Genomic DNA, 19,213 nt, shown 5'->3' with positions numbered 1-19,213 from the left:
TCAGCGACGTTCCTGGCGGGCCTTGCACGTGACGCACAGCGTCGCGCGCGGGAACGCCTGGAGCCGCGCCTTGCCGATCGCCAGCCCGCACGACTCGCACGTGCCGAAGCCCGCGGAGCCGAGCCGCTCGAGGGCGTGCAGGTTCTGCGCGAGCAGGTCGCGGGTGTTGTTGACGAGCGTGAGCTCCTGCTCCCGCTCCAGGGCGCTCGACCCCGAGTCAGCCTGGTCGTCGCCCGCACCCTCACCGGAGTTGCGCAGGAGCGAGGAGAGCTCCGCGTCGGCCGCCGCCAGCTCCGTGCGGAGCCGGTCGATCTCGACGGTGATCTCCCCGGCGATCTCCTGCACCTCGTCCACCGTCCACGGCTCCTCGCCCTCGCGGACGGGGAAGGAGTCCACGACGTCGGCCAGTCGCCGCGTGTCGGGGACGGCCGTCACCCTGGTCAGGCCGGCCGCGTCGTCGATCGCCATGGTGCTCCTCGGTGTGAAGGTCACGCGAGACTAGACCTCCGCGTGCCGCACGCACAACGCACCACACCGGGACCCGGTGTGGTGCGTCGTGGTGCTGGTGGGACCGCGTGTCGGACCGACCCGGCGCGGGCCGGCCGACGCTGCGGTCAGCCGTTGAACTGCAGGCCCTGCTCGCCCTGACCGCTCGGCCGCGGGGCGACGCTCGCACCGCGGGCGTCGATGTCACCGAGGAGGTTCTCGAGGTAGCTCTTGAGCCGGGTGCGGTAGTCGCGCTCGAAGACCCGGAGCTCGTCGATCTTGCGCTCGAGGAGGCTGCGCTCCTGCTCCAGGGCGGTGAGGGTGCGGTTCGACGTCTCCTCGGCCTCCCGGACGATGCGCGTCGCCTGGGACTTGGCCTCGCCGATGATCCGCTCGCCCTCCTCCTGGCCGCTGCGCACGTAGTCGTCGTGCAGCTTCTGGGCCAGCTGGAGCATGCCGGTGGCGGACTCGGGCTCGCTGACGCGCTGCTGCGCGGGCGCTGCTGCGGCGACGGCGGCGGGCGCGGGGGTCGGTGCCTGTGCCTGTGCCGGGGCCGGGGTGGGCTCCGGCTGGCGGACGGGCTCGGGAGCGGGCTCCGGTGCGGCCTGCTGCGCCGGAGCGGCGCCTGCCCGCGAGAGCTCGGCGACGCGGCGCTCGGAGGCGGCCAGCTTGCTCTTGAGGTCCTCGTTCTCGGCGGTCACCGCGCGCAGCGTGTTGACGACCTCGTCGAGGAAGTCGTCGACCTCGTCCTGGTCGTAGCCCTCGCGGAACTTGGTCGCCTGGAACTTCTTGTTCAGGACGTCGTCTGCCGTCAGCAGAGCCATGCTGTCACCTCGGTTGTTCGTGCTGGTCGGGCCCGGCAGTCCGCCGACCGCCTCGCCTCACGGTAGCGGAGATCGCGACCGGTGCACGCCGCCCCGGTCCACGGCCCTCCGGCGTGTCGAGTGCCGGACGTGCCCGGCCCTCCGCGGCGGTGCCGTCGGCGTCGGCCGTCCCCCCGTCGCGGGGGACCTCAGAACTGGGCGGCGAGGTTCTGCAGGACGTTGAAGAGGATCGAGGTGGCGAAGAACACGATGAGGAACGCGAGGTCCAGCCGGATGCTCCCGAGCGTCAGCGGCGGCACCACGCGCCGCACCGCGCGCAGGGGCGGGTCCGTGATCGTGTACGTGACCTCGGCGACGACGAGGACCACCCCGCGCGGACGCCACTCCCGGGCGAAGACCTGGACCCAGTCCAGGGCGAGCCGCACGAAGAGCAGGATGAGGAAGAGGAAGACGACGAACGCGAGGACGCCGAAGACGAGGCCCACCGTCAGCTCTGGTTGTAGAAGCCCGAGCGGTCCTCGGGTGCGGCGACCTGCTCCTCACCGGCGACCTCGACGTGCTCGGGCGAGAGCAGGAAGACCTTGGAGGTCACCCGCTCGATGGCACCGTGCAGCCCGAAGATGAGACCGGCGGAGAAGTCGACCAGACGCTTGGCGTCGGCGTCGGTCATCTCGGAGAGGTTCATGATGACCGGGGTGCCGGAGCGGAAGGCCTCGCCGATCACACGCGCGTCGTTGTAGGACCGGGGGTGGATCGTCGTGATCCGACGCAGCTCCGGTGCGGGCGCGACCGGCGCCGGCAGGGGGGCACGGCGCAACGGGGTGACCTCGGCCTGGTACTCGTGCACCACGTCGTACTCCTCGGCGTCGAAGTGGTCGTCGTACTCGTCACCGTGACCCTGGTGACCAGCACGCTCATGACCCGCATGGCGGTCCTCCTCGGCCAGGCCGAGGTACAGCATCGTCTTGCGCAGCGCTCCGGCCATGAGGCCTCCATCCCACCGACTACCGCTCCGGTGGACCACCCCCCGCGGCCGGCCTCGCCGAGGCGTCCCGCGGACCGTGATCCGGTCGATCGTCACGCTAACCCAGCCGCCCGAGGGGCCCCGCGACGACACGCCGCACGTCACAGGAGGTGGACGACTCCGGCCATCCTGCCGACCCGCCGGTCGGGGGCATGGGGCGGGCGTCGGCCGCCCGTCGCGGCGCGGTGGGAGAACCACGTGCCGTCCTCGATGGTGCACCCGCCGTGGTGCACGACGTCCTGCACGCCCGAGGCGAGCAGCACCTCCGCCACACCGGCAGGGAGGTCCACGGCCGGTGTCCCCCAGGAGGTCGTGGAGGAGGCGGCGGGCACGGCGGCAGCCACCTCGTCCCGCAGCTCGACCGGCACCTCGTAGCAGCGGCCGCAGGCGGCGGGACCCACGAACGCGCGCAGCCGCTCGGGCCGTGCACCCTGTCCCACCATGGTGGCCACGGTCGCGGCGACCACGCCGTCGACGAGACCGCGGCGTCCGGCGTGCGCGACGCCGACGACGCCACCGACCGCGTCCGCGAGCAGGACCGGGACGCAGTCGGCCACGACCACGCCGAGGGCCACGTCCGTCCGGCGGGTGACCAGCGCGTCGGCGACCGCGACGACGTCGGGGTCGGACGCGTCGTCGCCCGGGACGGCGTGCCGCGTGGGGCGCGCTCCCGGCGTCGACGGCTCGACGACGTGGACGTCGGCACCGTGCACCTGGCGCGCGTAGACCACGGGCACGCCCATGACGCCGACGACGCGGGCGCGCACGCGCGCCACCTCTGCCGGGTCGTCCCCGACCGCGCTGCCCAGGTTCCCCGTGGCGGTCGTGGTGAGCACCGCGCGGACGCCCCGCCCGAGGTCCACGGGGACGACGGGCGGGGCGTCCGCGGCGCTCACGGCGTGTTCTTGAGGAAGTCCGGCAGGTCCAGGTCGTCCGTGCGGCGGGAGGGACGGTCCTCGAAGACGCGCGGGACCTCGACGCGCCCGGTGTCGGACGCGTGGGCCGGCCCCGGTTCGCGCTCCTCCGCGAGGAAGGACGGGACGGCCTCGCGCGGCTGCGGCTCCTCCGTGACGGGCGTGGGGCGCCGCTCCGGCGCGTGCCCGGGCGCGTCGGCCGTCCGCCACGGCTCCTGCCCGACGGACGGGCTCGGCACCGACGGCGGGAGGTCGGCCGCGGCCGGACGGGCGGGGTGCGGCTCCGGCGAGGGCGAGCGCCCGGCGCTCACCTGGCCGAGCGCGCGGGCGTCGACCCGCTGGGTCGGCGAGCCGCTGTCGAAGCCGGCGGCGATGACGGTCACCCGCACCTCGTCGCCGAGGGCGTCGTCGATGACCGCGCCGAAGATGATGTTGGCCTCCGGGTGCGCCGCCTCCTGGACGAGTCGCGCGGCCTCGTTGATCTCGAAGAGGCCGAGGTCCGAGCCGCCCTGGATGGAGAGCAGCACGCCGTGGGCGCCGTCGATGCTCGCCTCGAGCAGGGGCGAGGAGATCGCGAGCTCGGCTGCCTGGACCGCCCGGTCGTCGCCGCGCGCCGAGCCGATGCCCATGAGCGCGGAGCCGGCCCCCTGCATGACGCTCTTGACGTCGGCGAAGTCGAGGTTGATGAGACCCGGCGTCGTGATGAGGTCGGTGATCCCCTGGACGCCGGAGAGCAGCACCTGGTCCGCGGAGTGGAACGCGTCCAGCACCGAGACCGAGCGGTCGGAGATCGACAGCAGGCGGTCGTTGGGGATGACGATGAGGGTGTCGACCTCGGCGCGCAGCGCCTCGATGCCGGTCTCTGCCTGCAGGGAGCGCCGGCGACCCTCGAACGTGAAGGGGCGCGTGACGACACCGATCGTCAGTGCGCCCAGCGAGCGCGCGATCCGCGCCACGACCGGAGCGCCGCCGGTGCCGGTGCCACCGCCCTCGCCCGCGGTGACGAACACCATGTCGGCGCCGCGCAGGACGTCCTCGATCTCCTCCGAGTGGTCCTCCGCCGCGCTCCGGCCCACCTCGGGGTCCGCCCCGGCGCCGAGACCACGGGTGAGCTCACGACCCACGTCCAGCTTCACGTCGGCGTCGGACATGAGCAGGGCCTGCGCGTCGGTGTTGATCGCGATGAACTCGACGCCCTTGAGGCCGACCTCGATCATGCGGTTGACGGCGTTGACGCCGCCGCCGCCGATGCCGACCACCTTGATGACCGCCAGGTAGTTCTGGGGTGCTGCCACGTCGGTGCCTTCCGTCGGACCCGCAACCCTCAAGTTCAGGTAGAGGGTTAGAGTTATGTCAGATGTGCTGTCGAGGCATGACGCTAGGTGCCGGTCCGTGCCCCGGCAAACATCTGGCGGGCGTGTCGGCGGACTCGTCGTGCCGGTGCCTGCGTCGTGGCGTCAGGAGCTCGTGATCGGCAGCTCGGGCGCCGAGACGTCGAACACGCGGGCACCGCGGCTGGTCTCGGCGGTCCGCAGGGTCTGCAGCACGCGCGCCTTGAGTGCCGTGCGGTCCGCGCTCCCCCACTCGACCAGCACCCCGTCGACGAGCTCGAGCTCCACGGCGTCCCTCGTCTCCGCGGCGACCGCGGTCACCTGCGCCGCGAGGTCGTCCGGCAGCTGCTCCAGCACCGTGAGCACCGCGGTGAGGGCCCGCGCCTGCGGGTCGTCCAGCGGCACCTGCACCACCGGCAGGCCGGCGGGCGGCGCCGGCGCACTGCCGACCCGGACGCCCTCCGTGTCGAGCAGGGCGAAGCCGCTGTCGGGGTCGGGCACCGCCACGACGGGCTCGCGGGACACGAGCGCGACCCGGAGACCGTGCGGCCACTCCCGCGTCACCTCCGCGGCCCGCACCCCGGGGACCTCGAGGATCTGCCGGCGCAGGCCGACCGTGTCCAGCCGCGGCAGGGGCACCCCGCCGTACGGCTCGACCACGGCCTCGACAGCCGCGGGCTCGACGACGGTCCCCTGGCCCTCGACACGCAGCTGGGTCAGGTCCAGGGCCAGCAGGGACGAGCCGAGCAGCACCCACGCCAGCGTGCCGACCACCACGAGCGCCGAGCCCGCGAGGAGGAGGCGTCGCCGCGTGAGCCGGCGGCGCATGCGCACGCGCTCGGCGAAGCGCTCCGCGGACCTGCTGGAGACCACGGCGGGGCGGACGGGCTGCCAGCCCGCGCGCAGCGAGGCACCGGCGGACCGGGGGCCGGGTACCTGGGCGGGCAGGTCCGCCGCACCACGGGCGTCCGGCGTCGGCAGGCCGGCCGTGGCGCGCACCGCCGCACGCAGCGCCCCCTCGACGCCCTCGCGTGGGTCCGCCTGAGCCGCCGTGCCGTCGTCGTGGCTCCCTGCTCCGGGCCGTGCCGGCGCGGGCGTCCCGCCGGGCGCCGGGCGCGTCGGGCGCGTGCCGGTGGGCCCGGGTCCGGCGCCGGGGGCCGCGGGGCGGGGCTCCCCCGGACCGGGCCGGACCGGCGCCACCCGCCGGGGCCGGGCCGGGGGCCTCATCGCTGCTCGCCTCCCGCAGGCCCGGCGGCACCGACGGCGGCGAGCACCACGGGCGCCAGCTCGGTGACGTCACCGGCGCCGACCGTCAGGACGAGGTCACCGGGGCGCGCGAGCGCCCCGAGGATGCGCGCGGCCTCCTCCCGGTCGGCGACGAAGGACGCCGCGGGGTGACCGGCGGCGTCGAGGCCGTCGGTGAGGAGGGCGCCGGTGACGGCCGGGTCGGGATCCTCCCGGGCGGCGTACACGTCCGTGACGACGACGACGTCCGCCGCGGCCAGGGCGGTCGCGAACGCCGCCGCGAACGTGCGCGTGCGGGAGTACAGGTGCGGCTGGAACAGCACGAGGACGCGACCGTCGCCCGCGACCGCGCGTGCCGCGGCGAGCAGGGCCGCGACCTCCGTCGGGTGGTGGGCGTAGTCGTCGACCACCCGCACGCCGTGCGCCGTCCCGCGGTCCTCGAACCGGCGACCCGTCCCGCGGAAGCGGGCCAGTCCCTCCGCCGCGACGTCCGCGGGGACGCCCAGCAGCCGCGCCGCCGTCCAGGCGCCGGCGGCGTTGAGACCGTTGTGGGCGCCGGGCACGGCGAGCCGCAGGTCCGCGTGGTCGTCGTCCGGTCCGGTGACCGTGGTCGAGCCGCCGTCGGCCGTCGCGGTCCACGGGCCGACGCGGACGTCGGCGTCCGCCGCCGTCCCGTAGGTGCGCACCTGCACACCGGCGGCGCGGGCGGTCTCCGCGAGGCGTCGGGAGCCGGCGTCGTCCGCGCACGCGACGAGCCAGCCACCCGCCTCGACCCGGTCCGCGAACCGCACGAAGGCCTCCTCGAAGGCCTCACGGGTGCCGTAGTGGTCGAGGTGGTCGGGCTCGATGTTCGTCACGACCGCGACGCTCGGCCGGTACGCGAGGAAGGAGCCGTCCGACTCGTCCGCCTCCGCGACCAGGACGTCGCCGGTGCCGTGGCGGGCACCGGCCAGGGCCCCGCGGAGCGCGTCCCCGGGAGCGGCGGGGGCGGCCGAGGCGCGGACGTCGGTCTCGTCCCCGGACGCGCCCGGGCCGCTCTCGCCGGCGGGCTCCGCGGACCTCACGGTGCCGCCGATGGCCCACGACGGGTCCAGGCCGGCGTGCAGCAGCGTCACCGCGACCATCGCCGAGGTGGTCGTCTTGCCGTGCGCACCGGCGACCGCGACGGCGCGGCGGTCCGCCATGAGTGCGGCCAGTGCCTCCGACCGGTGGAGGACCCGGATGCCCCGCTCCCGCGCGCGGACGAGCTCGGGGTTGGTCGGGCGGATCGCCGTGGAGACCACGAGCGTGTCGGCGTCCGCGACGTGCGCGGCGTCGTGGCCGACGTGGACGGTCACGCCGACCGCGCGCAGCGCCGCCAGGGCGGGACCCTCCTTGGCGTCCGAGCCGGAGACCGTCAGCCCCCGGGCGCGGAGCAGGGCCGCCACCGCCGACATCCCGGCGCCGCCGATGCCGACGAGGTGCACGCGACCCAGCGCCTCCGGCGTCGGCTCCCCACCCGGCCCGGCCTCGGTCACCGGGCAGCCTCCTCGACGAGGTCGGCGACCCGCGCGGCGGCGTCGACCACCCCGACGGACGCCGCGGCGTCGGCCATGGCGTCGAGCCGGTCGGGGTCCGTCAGGAGCGGGAGCACCTCGTCGCGGACACGCTCGGGCGTCATGTCGGCGTCGGCCACGAGCAGGCCGCCCCCGGCGTCGACCACCGGACGGGCGTTGAGCCGCTGCTCGCCGTTGCCGATCGGCAGCGGGACGTAGACGGCCGGGATGCCCAGTGCGGCGAGCTCCGAGACCGTGCCGGCGCCGGCACGCGCGACGACCAGGTCGGCGACCGCCAGGGCGAGCTGCATCCGGGTGAGGTACTCGCGCGCCTGGTACCGCCCGGCCTGGGCGATCAAACCTCCGCGCGCGGCCTGCGCCACGGCCGCGCGCACGGGCTCGGCCTTGCCCTTGCCCGTCAGGTGCAGGACCTGCACGCCGGCGCGCAGGAGGTCCGTAGCGGCGCCGGCGACGGCGGCGTTGAGGCTCTGCGCCCCGAGGGACCCCCCGGTGACGAGCAGCGTGGGCAGGTCGGCGTCGAGTCCCAGCTCCGCGGCCGCACGGCGCCGCTCCCCGGCGGCGTCCTCCGCACGGGCCACGGCGAGCGCCAGGATGTCCGGCCGCAGCGGCAGGCCCGTCACCTGGGCGCCGCGCAGCGGGGTGCCGGGGAACGTGACGGCGACCGCGGCCGCCCACCGGGCGCCCAGGCGGTTGGCCAGCCCCGGTCGGGCGTTCTGCTCGTGGACGACGACCGGGACGCGGCGCCGTCGGGCGGCGAGGTACGCGGGCGTCGCGACGTAGCCGCCGAAGCCGACGACGACCTGCGCCTCGCTCGCCTCGATCGCCGCGTCGGCCGCGTCGACGGCGTCGCGCAGCCGCCCCGGGAGCCGGAACCAGTCGGGCGTGGGACGCCGCGGCAGCGGCACGCGCGGCACGGGCACGAGCTCGTAGCCGTGGGCCGGCACCAGCTCCGCCTCGAGGCCCTCGGCCGTGCCGAGCACGGTGATGGCCGTGCCGGGGTCCCGGAGCCGCAGCTCGTCGGCGACCGCGAGCAGCGGGTTGACGTGGCCGGCGGTGCCCCCACCGGCGAGGAGGACGGACTCAACCACGGGAACCTCTGCGGGACAGGACCGCCAGGGACCGGCGGACGGTGACGGCGCGCGCGGACAGCGCCTCGGCGGCGCCCGGCTCGTTGCGGGCGAACGCCAGGAGCACGCCCAGGGCGAGCAGGGTGGTGACGAGCGCCGATCCACCGGCCGAGACGAGCGGGAGCGGCACGCCGACGACCGGGAGGAGGCCGACGACGACGCCCATGTTGATGACCGCCTGACCCAGCACCCAGGTGCCGATCCCGGCGGCGGCGATCTGGACGAACGGGTCGGTGTGCCGGCGGACCACCCGCGTCACCGCCACCGCCAGCACGCCGAAGAGCGCCACGACGAGGAGCGTGCCGGGCAGCCCGAGCTCCTCGCCGATGATCGCGAAGATGAAGTCGTTGTGGGCCTCGGGCAGGTAGGACCACTTCTCCGTGCTCTCCCCCAGCCCGACGCCGGTCCATCCCCCGGACCCGAGCGCGATGGCTCCCCGGTAGGGCTGGTAGCAGGCACCCTGGGTGTCGCAGTCACCGGAGAAGAACGCCGTGATGCGCGCGACGCGGTTCGCGTTCGTGATCGCGAGCGCGGCGACCCCTCCCGCTGCGACGAGGCCCGCCCCGACGAGCATCCGCAGCGGCACGCCCGCCACGAACAGCGCCCCCGCGACGAGCACCATGACGACGATGGCCGTCCCGAGGTCCCGGCCGTAGAGCACGAGGCCCAGGACGGCGCCCGCGCCGAGGACGGCGGGCACGACGACGTGCTGCCACTGGTGCAGGAGGTGGCGCTTGGTGGCGAGCACCGCCCCGAGCCAGACGGCCAGGGCGAGCTTCGCGGCCTCGGACGGCTGCGCCGTGATGCCGCCCACCCGGATCCAGGCCCTGTTCCCGCCGACCTCGTAGCCGAGCGGGATGACGAGGAGCTGGAGGGCGACGGCCACCCCCAGCGCGGGCCAGGCGAGCCGCCGGTAGAACCGCACCGGCAGCAGGCTCGCGACGACGGCGACCGGGACGCCCACCAGCGCGAACCGCGCGTGGTTGACGAAGATCGCGTAGGGCGACCGGCCGTCCGTGGCGCTGAGGGAGTCGACGCTCGAGCTCGACAGCACCATGACCAGGCCGATGGTGAGCAGGAGCGCGGTGGCTCCGGCGATGAGGTAGTAGCTCGTCACCGCGCTGTCCCAGACGCCGCCCATGCTGCGGCGCCGTGGGGCGGCCTCGACGTCGTGGGTCCGGACCCCGGCTGGCATCGCTCGCCTCAGCCGGTCGCGGCCGACGCGCGGACCGCGGTGGCGAAGGCCTCGCCGCGGTGCGCGTAGGAGTCGAACTGGTCCATGGACGCGCACGCCGGGGCGAGCAGCACCGTGTCGCCCGGCCGGGCGAGCCGGCGGGCCTGCCTCACGGCGCGGGTCATCACGGTGCCAGTGTGTGCCGGGTCCACGATCGACACGGGGATTCCGGGCGCGTGTCGGGCCAGTGCGTCCGTCCACGGCTCCTGGTCCGTCCCGATGAGCACGACTGCCCGCAGGCGGTCGGCGCGCTGCGCCACGAGGTCGTCGAACCGGGCGCCCTTCGCGAGGCCGCCCGCGATCCACACGACCGTGCCGGGCGCCGCGGGACCGAGCGACGCGGCCGCGGCGTGCGCGTTGGTCGCCTTGGAGTCGTCCACGAAGGCGACGCCGTCGACGACGGCGACCACCTCGCGCCGGTGCGCGCCCGGCCGGTACGCCCGCAGGCCGTCCCGGACGGCGGACGCGGGCACGCCCTGAGCCCGCGCGAGCGCGGCGGCGGCGAGCGCGTTGCCGACGACGTGCGGCGCGAGCTCGCCGTCGGGCCCGGCGAGGTGGCGCAGGTCCTCGAGGGTGCCGAGCTCGGCCGCCGAGCGCTGCCGCGCGGGGTCGGCGAGGGGCAGGTGGAACGAGCGGTCCACGAGGATCCCGTCGACCACGCCGAGCTGTCCCGGGCCGGGCGCACCGAGGGTGACTCCCACCGCCCGGGCGCCGTCGGCGACGTCGGCCTGCTCGACCATGCGCTCCAGCAGCGGGTCCGCGGTGCCGTACACGCAGGCGACCTCGACCCGCTCGTAGATGCGGGCCTTGGCCGCGGCGTACTGCTCGAACGAGCCGTGCCAGTCCAGGTGGTCCTCGGCGACGTTGAGCACGGCCGCCGCCCGCGCGGCCATGGTGTGCGTGAAGTGCAGCTGGAAGCTGGACAGCTCGACCGCCAGGACGTCGTGGACCGGGTCCGTGGCGGCCTCGACCACGGGCGTGCCGACGTTGCCGACAGCGGGGGCGTCCAGGCCGGCGGCCGCCAGGACGGCGGCGAGCATGCTCACCGTCGTCGTCTTGCCGTTCGTCCCGGTGACGACGAGCCAGGGCGCGGGACCGCCGCCCGCCGCGCGGTCCACGCGGACGCGCCACGCGAGCTCGACCTCGCTCCACACCGGTACGCCCCGCTGCACCGCGGCAGCGAGGACCGGGTGGTCCGGTGCCCACCCGGGGGAGGCGACGACGAGGTCCACGAGCGTCAGGTCGACGTCCGCCGCGTCGCGCAGGTCCGCGTCCTCGGCCGAGGCGTCGAGCGTCGTGACGACGGCGCCTCGCTCGCGCAGCACGCGTGCGGCGGCGCGACCGGACACGCCGAGCCCGGCCACGAGGACGCGCGCCCCGTCGAGGTCGACGGGGTCGGTGGCCGCGACCATCAGCCGGCCACCCACTCGGCGTAGAACACGCCGATGCCGGCCGCGACGAACAGGCCGGCGATGATCCAGAACCGGATGACGATCGTGACCTCGCCCCAGCCGGACAGCTCGAAGTGGTGGTGCAGCGGCGCCATCTTGAACACCCGTCGACCGGTCATCTTGAAGAAGCCGATCTGGATGACGTCGGAGAGCACGACGAGGACGAACAGGCCGCCGATGATCGCGGCCAGGATCTCGGTCCGGGACAGGATGGAGAGCCCCGCCAGGGCGCCACCGAGCGCGAGGGAGCCGGTGTCGCCCATGAAGATCTTGGCGGGCGAGGCGTTCCACCACAGGAACCCGAAGCACGCGCCCGTGATGGCGGCCGCCACCACGGCGAGCTCGAGCGGGTCGCGGACCTCGTAGCAGCGGGGCCCCGCCGACGCGAGCGAGGAGCAGCGCTGGTTGAACTGCCACACGCCGACGATGACGTAGGCCCCGAAGACGATGAGCGAGGTGCCCGTCGCGAGCCCGTCGAGGCCGTCGGTGAGGTTGACCGCGTTCGACCAGGCGGTGATGAGGAAGTTCGCCCAGAGCACGAAGAGGACGAGGCCGAGCGTCGCGCCGGCGAACGCCAGGTCGATGTTCGTGTCCCGGATGAAGGAGACCTTCGTCGAGGCCGGCGTCCGGAAGTTCGCGTTGGGGAACTGCAGCGCCGCCACCGCGAAGGTCACGCCCACGAGGCCCTGGCCCACGATCTTCCACCGGGCCCGCAGCCCGAGGCTGCGCTGGCGGGAGATCTTGATGTAGTCGTCGAGGAAGCCGACGAAGCCGAGCCCGGTCATGAGGAAGAGCAGCAGGAGCGCCGAGGCGCTCGGCAGGTTCCCGGTGATGATGCTCGACCCGGCGAACCCGAGCAGGGTGGCCGCGATGATGACGACGCCGCCCATCGTCGGCGTGCCGCGCTTGGTGAAGTGCGCGGTCGGTCCGTCCTGCCGGATGAACTGGCCGTACTGCCGTCGCACGAGGAAGCGGATGAACAACGGGGTGCCGAGCAGCGCGATGACCAGCGACAGCCCGCCCGACAGGAGGACGGCGATCATCGAGGCGCCCCCGCGGGCCGACCGTCGTCGTCGGCGTCGAGCTCCGTCATGCCGTGGGGACCGGCGTCGGCCGCGACGTCGGCACCGGTGAGGAGGTCACCGAGGCGCCACAGGCCCGAGCCGTGCGAGGACTTCACGAGGACGACGTCGCCCGGACGCATCTCCTCCTCGAGCCAGGCGTACGCCGCGTCGACGTCGGGCAGCAGGCGGGACTCCTCGCCCCAGGAGCCCTCCTGGAGCGCGCCGGTGTGCATCGCGCGCGCCCCGTCGCCGACGACGACCAGGCGGTGGATGTCCAGCCGCACGGCGAGCCGGCCGACGGCGTCGTGCGCCTCGACGTGCTCGTCGCCGAGCTCGAGCATCTCGCCCAGGACGGCGATGCTGCGACGACCGGCCCGCGCACGCACGGCGAGCGCCTTGAGCGCGGCCCGGACCGAGTCGGGGTTGGCGTTGTACGAGTCGTCGATGACCGTCACGCCGTCGGGGCGCTCGACGACCTGCATGCGGTGCGGGCTCAGCGCCTCGGCCTCGCCGAGGCGCTCGGCCACCTCCCCGACGGTCAGGCCGAGGGACAGGCAGCAGGCCGCCGCGGCGAGCGCGTTGCTGACGTGGTGCTCCCCGACGAGCCGCAGGTGCACGTCCGCCTCGGCCGGGCCGGCGGCGCCGGGAGCCACGTCCGCAGCGCCCTCCGGCAGCGACCCGACGACGAGCCGGAAGCTCGCGCGCCCCTCCCCGTCCACCCGGACGTCGGTGGCGCGGACGTCGGCGCGGTCGCCCTCACCGAACAGCACCACCGAGCCGGGTGACAGCGGCGCCATCGCGCGCACGCGCGGGTCGTCGGCGTTGAGGACGGCGGTGCCGCCCGGGACGAGCCCGGTGACGATCTCGCTCTTCGCGCGCTGGATCGCCTCCACGCCGCCGAACTCGCCGAGGTGCGCCGAACCCACCACGAGCACGGCGGCGACGTCGGGCGCGGCGATGTCCGTAAGGTAGCTGATGTGGCCGAGGCCGCTCGCGCCCATCTCCAGGACGAGGAACCGGGTCCGCGCGTCGGTGCGCAGGACGGTCAGCGGCAGGCCGATCTCGTTGTTGAAGGACTTCTCCGGCCACACCGTCGGCCCGGAGGCCGCCAGCACCTGCGCGAGGAGGTCCTTCGTCGTCGTCTTGCCGACCGAGCCCGTGACCGCGACGACCTTGAGCTCGCCGGTGCGGCGCAGGCGGCCGAGCACGGCGCGCGCCAGTGCACCCAGGGCCTCGACGACGTCGGGCACGACCACCACCGACGGCAGCGTGGCGCCATCGTCGGCGGTGACGCGGCGGGACGCCAGCACGACAGAGGCACCGGACGCGACCGCGCGGGCGGCGAAGTCGTGCCCGTCGACGTTCTCCCCCGGCAGCGCCACGAACAGGGCGCCCGGCGCGGCGAGACGCGAGTCGACGACGACGTCACCGGTCACCGCCGCCTCACCGTCGCCGACGACGTCGCCGCCGACGAGCGCCGCCACCTCGGCGGCCGTGAGCCGGATCATGCGTGGGTGCCCGTGGCGGCGAGGAAGACGTCCCTGTCGTTGTAGCGGTGGAACACCCCGGCGATCTCCTGCGTCGGTTCGTGGCCCTTGCCGGTGACGATGATCGTGTCCTCCGGTCGGGCGAGGTCGAGGGCGAGCCGGATGGCGGCCGCCCGGGAGTCGGACTCGTGCACGTCGCGCCCGTCCGGCCGCTCCTGACGGACCCCGGCCAGGATGGCGGCGCGGATCTCCTCCGGCGGCTCGGACCGCGGGTTCTCGTCCGTGACCACGACGACGTCGGCCAGGCGGGCGGCGATCTGCCCCATGACCGGGCGCTTGCCGCGGTCCCGGTCGCCGTCGGAGCCGAGGACGAGGAGGAGCCGGCCCGGAGTGATCGGACGGACCGCCTCGAGCGCGAGCGTCAGGGCGTCCGGGGTGTGCGCGTAGTCCACGAGGCACAGCGGACGCGACCCGTCGCGCTCCACCACCCGCTCCATGCGGCCGGGGATCGCGGAGGCGCCGGCGACCGCCGTGGCGGCGACGTCGAGCGGCACGCCCGCGCGGTGCGCCATGACGACGGCGAGCGCCGCGTTGGAGACGTTGACCAGTCCGGGCAGGGGGCTGGCGGCGGGGGTCGCCGAGCCGTCCGGTCCGGTGAGGGTGAACGACGAGCCGACGCCGTCCAGCCCGATGCTCGCGTCCGTGACCAGCCAGTCCGCCTCGGACGCGCCCGCCGCGTCGGCACGCGTCGCCACCGCGTCGACGGGGACGGCGCCGTCGGCCCGCAGCTGCGCGGCGAGCCGCGTGCCCCACGCGTCGTCCACGCAGACGACGGCGTGCCGGGTGCGTCCGGGCGCGAAGAGGCTCGCCTTGGCGGCGAAGTAGCCCTCCATGTCGCCGTGGAAGTCGAGGTGGTCCCACTGCAGGTTCGTGAAGCCCGCCACGTCCAGCTCGAGCCCGCCGACGCGTCCGAGGGCCAGGGCGTGGGAGGACACCTCCATCGAGCAGGCAGTGACGCCGCGCTCACGCATGAGGGCGAAGAGCCCGTGCAGCACGGGCGCCTCGACGGTGGTCCGCGGGCTCTCGATCGCCTCGTCGGCGACGCGCAGCTCGACCGTGCCGACGACGGCGGTGCGCTCGTGCACGGCCCGCAGCGCGGCGTCGACGAAGTAGCTCGTGGTCGTCTTGCCGTTCGTGCCGGTGACCCCCACCGTGGTCACGTCGCGCGCCGGTCGGCCGTACACCCAGGCGGACGCCTCCCCCAGGCGGGCTCGCGGGTCGTCCACCACGAGGACCGGGAGGTCCGCCGCGACGCCGTCGACCGCGCGGACACGGGCCGCGCCGTCGTCGTCGGTGAGGACGGCGACCGCCCCGGCGGCAGCGGCCTGCTCCACGAAGTCCGCGCCGTGGGCGTGGGCGCCCGGGAGGGCGGCGAACACGTCGCCCGGCTCGACGTCCGCCGAGCCGACGGCGATGCCCGTGAGGACGACGGAGGCGGCGCTCGCGGGAAGCGTGGCGCCGAGCTCCGCCGCGAGGTCGCCGAGGTGACGTGCGGCGCGCTGCTGCGGTCGCATCCGACCGTGGGGGGACGTCACGCGCTCGAATGTACCGTCCGGGGCGGGGGCCGCCACGCCGGTCACTCCCAGGTGGTCGGGTACAGCTCCGGCGGTGTGCCGGTGGGCGGGATGCCCAGGTGCTGGAGGGTGAACGACGTCACGTCGCGGAACACCGGGGCGGCCACGGCGCCGCCGTAGATCGAGGTCTTGGGGTCGTACAGGACGACGTTGACGGCGATCCGCGGGTCGTCCACGGGGGCCACCCCGATGAACGAGGCGACGTGCTTGATGACGCCCGCGCCCTCGAACGCCTGCGCCGTGCCGGTCTTGCCGCCGACGCGGTAGCCGGGGATGGCGCCGTTGGAGCCGGTGCCCTCGACGACGGTCGTCTCGAGCATGCGCATGAGGGTCTGCGCCGTCTCCTCGGCGATGACCCGCTCCGGCTCCTCGAGCTCGGTGGGGACGAGCCGGCCGTCCGGGCCGGTCGTGCCCTTGACGAGGTGCGGCTGCACCCGGACGCCGCCGTTGGCGACGGTCGAGAAGACCTGGGTGTTCTGCATGACCGTCGAGCTGACCGCCTGACCGAACAGGACCGCGTACCCGGAGCGTCCGTCCCAGGTGTCCGCCGGCCACAGGATCCCGCCGGACTCCCCCGGGAGCCCGACGCCGGTCGGCTCGCCGAAGCCGAACTTGCGCAGGTAGTCGTGCCGGACCTGCTCCGGGATGGCCTCCCCGGCCATGATCGTCCCGGTGTTGGACGACTCGGCGAACACCCCGGCGAGCGTGAGCTGCAGGGTCGGGTGCTCGTGGGCGTCCTTGAACGTCTGACCGTTCGGCGTCGTGTACAGGTACGGGACGGTGAAGCGCGACTCGGGGGTCGCCGTCCCCGTCTCCAGGGCGGCCGCCATCGAGATGACCTTCGCGGTGGACCCGGGCTCGTAGACCGCCTCGATCGCCCGGCTGCCGCGGTCCCTGGCCGGCGTGGCGCCGGGCTCGTTGGGGTCGACGGCTCCGGAGTCCACCAGGGCGAGGATCTCCCCCGTGCGGACGTCGACGACCTGCACCGCCCCCCACTGGGCGCCGCTCTCGGCGACCTTCTGGTCCAGCGCGCGCTGCGCCATGTACTGCACGTCCCGGTCGATGGTCAGCTGCACGTCGCGACCGGGGACGGCCGGGACGCTCTCCTGCTCGCGACCCGGGATGCGCTGTCCGCGCGCACCGCGCTCGTAGGTCAGCTGGCCCGGTGTGCCCTCGAGGACCTCCTCGTAGATCATCTCGATGCCGGCCTGGCCGAAGCCCTCCGCACCGACGAAGCCGAGGATGTTGCCGGCCGTGTTCCCCGCGGGGTACGCGCGGTCGGTGGCGTGCTCGCCGGAGATCCCGGGGATGCGCAGGTCGCGGACCTGGTCGTACACCTCCGGGACGACGCCCTTGGCGAGGTAGACGAACCCCCGCTTCTCCGCGCCTCCCCACAGCTCGGCGCCCAGCTCGGCGGCCGGCACGCCGAGGACGGGCGCGAGCCGCTCCGCCTCCTGCGCCACCTTCTCGGGCGTGCCGAGCGCCTCGACGAGCTGCTGCTGGTTCACCACGATGTTCCACCGCTCGACGGACGTGGCGAGCGCCACCCCGTTCCGGTCGAGGATCTCCCCGCGCGGGCCGGGGATCTCCTGGGTGTGGAGCCGCTTCGCGGTGTGCTCGGCGGCCAGTGCCGGTCCGGCGACGACCTGCATGTGCACGAGCCGACCCGCCAGCACCGCGAGCAGGACCAGGACGACCACGAGCGCGATCCGCTGCCGTTCGCGCGGGGTGCCGGTGCGGGCGGGCGGCAGGACCGTGCCCGTGCCCGACGGCGTCCCGGCCGTGGCGCCGACCGCGCGCGGCGGCGACGAGGCCCGTGCCCCGACCGTGGTGCGGTGGTCGGGCACCGCGCCCTCCCCGCCGGCCCCTGCGGCGGACGGGGCCCGCCGGCCCGCGTGCCCCGCGTGCCCCGCCTGACGCGCCGGGCGTCCGGGCGTGACGTCGGGCGCCCCGGGAGCGCGTCGGGGACCGGCCGTGCCGGGCCGGGAGGCCCCGGACCGCTCGGTCGTCCCGCGGGTGGGCATGGCAGTGATGGTGCTCGCCACCGGTCGCGCCGTCGGCGCGACGCGCCCAGGACCCGCGGCGTTCCCCCGGACGGACGTCGGCCGGCGGCGGCGGACCGGCTGGTCCTCGGGCCGGCCGGGCTTCACCGGTCGGCCCCGGCCGGCGTCGGGTTGCCCAGGACGGCGCCGTCGGACAGCCGCAGGTACCCGCCGCCGGTGGACGGGACCATGCCCATGGCCGCCGCCTCGGCGGCGATCTGCGCCGGGGACTCCAGCTGCGCCTGCTCGCCCGCGAGCCGCTGCTCCTCCTGCGCCGCGCGGGTCAGCTCCGTCTGCAGCGCGAAGCGGTCGTACTCGCCCTGCGCCATCGCGGTGTTGAGCAGCAGCGTGCCCAGCAGCGACGCCGCGAGCACACCCATGCACAGCACGACGAACGGCGTGCGGGTGCGTGCGTGCTCCGGTGCCCGCACCACGTGCAGGCGCGGGCGCGGCGGCGTCGCCGCCGGCCGGCGCTCCCGTCCGGGCGTCGTCGTGGTCGTGGTCGGTGCGACGCGGCGCGACGGGACCGCCGGGGCGACGGCGGGTGCGGTGGCGCTCATGCTGTCCTCCTGCGGCGGGGGGTCGCGCGCAGCCGCTCGGCGGCGCGCAGACGGACGGGGGTCGATCGGGGGTTGTGCTCGGTCTCCTCCTGCGAGGCGCGCTCCGCGCCCCGGGTGAGGAGTCGCAGGTACGGCTGGTCCTCGTCCCGCACGACCGGGACGCCGGGCGGGGTGCTCACGGTCGCGCCGGCGGCGAAGGTCCGCTTGACCATGCGGTCCTCCAGCGACTGGTAGGCCATGACGGCGATCCGGCCGCCGACCGCGAGGCTGTCGACGGCCGCCGGGAGCGCCCGCTCGAGCGCCGCCAGCTCGCCGTTGACCTCGATCCGGAGCGCCTGGAAGGTCCGCTTGGCGGGGTTGCCCCCCGTGGTGCGCGCCGCGGCGGGGATCGCGCCGCGGACGAGGTCCACGAGCTCAGCGGTCCGCCGCAGCGGCGCCTGCTCCCGGCGCCGCACGACCCGCTGCGCGATCCGGGCCGCCCACCGCTCCTCGCCGTACTCCCGCAGCACCCGCGTGATGTCGGCCTCGGCGTAGGTGTTGAGGACGTCGGCGGCGGTCGGCCCCGTCGAGGCGTCCATGCGCATGTCCAGCGGGGCGTCGTGGGCGTAGGAGAAGCCTCGCTCGACCTCGTCGAGCTGGAGCGAGGAGACGCCGAGGTCCATGAGGACGGCCTGGACGGGGTGCCCGACCCGCTCGTCGACGACGTCGTCGATCCGGTCGTACACCGTGTGGACCGGCACGAACCGGTCCCCGAAGCGGGCGAGGCGCTCGCCCGCGAGCGCGAGCGCCTGCGCATCGCGGTCCAGGCCGACGACGACGAGCCCCGGCACGCGGTCCAGGAAGGCCTCCGTGTGCCCGCCCATGCCGAGCGTCGCGTCGACGAGGACGGCGGGGCCGTCGGGGGACGCGGCCAGCGCGGGTGCGAGGAGCTCGACGCAGCGGTCGAGCAGCACCGGGACGTGCCGCTCGGCGGCGGGACGGTCGGCCGCGGCTGCCATGGCACCTCCTCCTCGTGCGGTCGTGCCGGTGGTGCGGGGGACGGGGGACGTACGTGTGCTGCGGTGCGGACGGCAGCGGTGCCGTGTGCGGTCGGGCGGCCCTCCACCGCCCGACCAGGTCCCCCTCCGCGGCCCCTCTGACGCCGGGGAAGTGCGTCAGAGAAGGGCGGGAGGAGACCTCACCGTGCGGTGCGGTCCGCGACCGGACGACGCCGGGGCGCGTCCGCGGAGGTGTC

Annotated in this window: 17 protein-coding genes; all 17 read right to left on the bottom strand. The window is 75.4% G+C overall.

The features are described 5' to 3' along the window. Complete coding sequence (locus tag LG379_RS08665; RefSeq protein WP_225754169.1) at positions 1-468, bottom strand: TraR/DksA family transcriptional regulator; 468 nt, start codon at positions 466-468, stop codon at positions 1-3. A gap of 146 nt (positions 469-614) precedes the next feature. Next, positions 615-1,310, bottom strand: coding sequence for a DivIVA domain-containing protein (locus tag LG379_RS08660; RefSeq protein WP_225754168.1), 696 nt, complete (start codon positions 1,308-1,310; stop codon positions 615-617). Between the two features lie 188 nt (positions 1,311-1,498). Continuing rightward, a complete protein-coding gene (locus LG379_RS08655) occupies positions 1,499-1,795 on the bottom strand; it encodes a YggT family protein (RefSeq protein WP_225754167.1) in 297 nt (98 codons plus the stop codon). Positions 1,796-1,797: 2 nt separating this feature from the next. After that, positions 1,798-2,295, bottom strand: coding sequence for a cell division protein SepF (locus LG379_RS08650; protein WP_225754166.1), 498 nt, complete (start codon positions 2,293-2,295; stop codon positions 1,798-1,800). Between the two features lie 140 nt (positions 2,296-2,435). After that, positions 2,436-3,230 (bottom strand): peptidoglycan editing factor PgeF, encoded by a 795-nt coding sequence (pgeF, locus tag LG379_RS08645; RefSeq protein ID WP_225754165.1) that lies wholly within the window; start codon positions 3,228-3,230, stop codon positions 2,436-2,438. Continuing rightward, positions 3,227-4,543 (bottom strand): cell division protein FtsZ, encoded by a 1,317-nt coding sequence (gene ftsZ, locus LG379_RS08640; protein WP_225754164.1) that lies wholly within the window; start codon positions 4,541-4,543, stop codon positions 3,227-3,229. Before ftsZ ends, pgeF begins: the two co-directional genes overlap by 4 nt. A gap of 162 nt (positions 4,544-4,705) precedes the next feature. Next, the gene (locus tag LG379_RS16980) at positions 4,706-5,806 is read right to left on the bottom strand and encodes a cell division protein FtsQ/DivIB (RefSeq protein WP_304522428.1); all 1,101 of its coding nucleotides are present in this window, start codon (positions 5,804-5,806) and stop codon (positions 4,706-4,708) included. Continuing rightward, the gene (murC, locus tag LG379_RS08630; protein ID WP_255632911.1) at positions 5,803-7,260 is read right to left on the bottom strand and encodes a Mur ligase family protein; all 1,458 of its coding nucleotides are present in this window, start codon (positions 7,258-7,260) and stop codon (positions 5,803-5,805) included. The genes LG379_RS16980 and murC overlap by 4 nt, the downstream gene beginning before the upstream one ends. 77 nt (positions 7,261-7,337) lie before the next feature. Further along, positions 7,338-8,468 (bottom strand): undecaprenyldiphospho-muramoylpentapeptide beta-N-acetylglucosaminyltransferase, encoded by a 1,131-nt coding sequence (murG, locus tag LG379_RS08625; RefSeq protein WP_225754162.1) that lies wholly within the window; start codon positions 8,466-8,468, stop codon positions 7,338-7,340. Then, complete coding sequence (ftsW, locus tag LG379_RS08620) at positions 8,461-9,702, bottom strand: putative lipid II flippase FtsW (RefSeq protein ID WP_225754161.1); 1,242 nt, start codon at positions 9,700-9,702, stop codon at positions 8,461-8,463. The genes murG and ftsW overlap by 8 nt, the downstream gene beginning before the upstream one ends. Before the next feature lie 8 nt (positions 9,703-9,710). Next, complete coding sequence (gene murD / locus LG379_RS08615) at positions 9,711-11,153, bottom strand: UDP-N-acetylmuramoyl-L-alanine--D-glutamate ligase (protein ID WP_225754160.1); 1,443 nt, start codon at positions 11,151-11,153, stop codon at positions 9,711-9,713. Next, on the bottom strand, positions 11,153-12,235 hold the full coding sequence (mraY, locus tag LG379_RS08610) for a phospho-N-acetylmuramoyl-pentapeptide-transferase (RefSeq protein ID WP_225754159.1): 1,083 nt from the start codon (positions 12,233-12,235) through the stop codon (positions 11,153-11,155). The genes murD and mraY overlap by 1 nt, the downstream gene beginning before the upstream one ends. After that, positions 12,232-13,764 (bottom strand): UDP-N-acetylmuramoyl-tripeptide--D-alanyl-D-alanine ligase, encoded by a 1,533-nt coding sequence (gene murF, locus LG379_RS08605; RefSeq protein ID WP_225754158.1) that lies wholly within the window; start codon positions 13,762-13,764, stop codon positions 12,232-12,234. Before murF ends, mraY begins: the two co-directional genes overlap by 4 nt. Continuing rightward, positions 13,761-15,338, bottom strand: coding sequence for a UDP-N-acetylmuramoyl-L-alanyl-D-glutamate--2,6-diaminopimelate ligase (locus tag LG379_RS08600; RefSeq protein WP_225754157.1), 1,578 nt, complete (start codon positions 15,336-15,338; stop codon positions 13,761-13,763). The genes murF and LG379_RS08600 overlap by 4 nt, the downstream gene beginning before the upstream one ends. A gap of 41 nt (positions 15,339-15,379) precedes the next feature. Continuing rightward, positions 15,380-17,224 (bottom strand): penicillin-binding protein 2, encoded by a 1,845-nt coding sequence (locus LG379_RS08595; RefSeq protein ID WP_225754156.1) that lies wholly within the window; start codon positions 17,222-17,224, stop codon positions 15,380-15,382. A 299-nt stretch (positions 17,225-17,523) separates the two neighbouring features. Further along, the gene (locus LG379_RS08590; RefSeq protein WP_225754155.1) at positions 17,524-17,979 is read right to left on the bottom strand and encodes a hypothetical protein; all 456 of its coding nucleotides are present in this window, start codon (positions 17,977-17,979) and stop codon (positions 17,524-17,526) included. Then, positions 17,976-18,977 carry a 16S rRNA (cytosine(1402)-N(4))-methyltransferase RsmH gene (rsmH, locus tag LG379_RS08585; protein WP_225754154.1) on the bottom strand — a complete coding sequence of 334 codons (1,002 nt, stop codon included), beginning with the start codon at positions 18,975-18,977 and terminating at the stop codon, positions 17,976-17,978. Before rsmH ends, LG379_RS08590 begins: the two co-directional genes overlap by 4 nt. Between the last annotated feature and the right edge of the window lie 236 nt (positions 18,978-19,213).

It is taken from the genome of Actinotalea sp. Marseille-Q4924 (assembly GCF_916618755.1).
Lineage (GTDB): Bacteria > Actinomycetota > Actinomycetes > Actinomycetales > Cellulomonadaceae > Actinotalea.
Note: the sequence above shows the minus strand (reverse complement) of the source record. Positions and strands in the feature narration are given on the sequence as shown.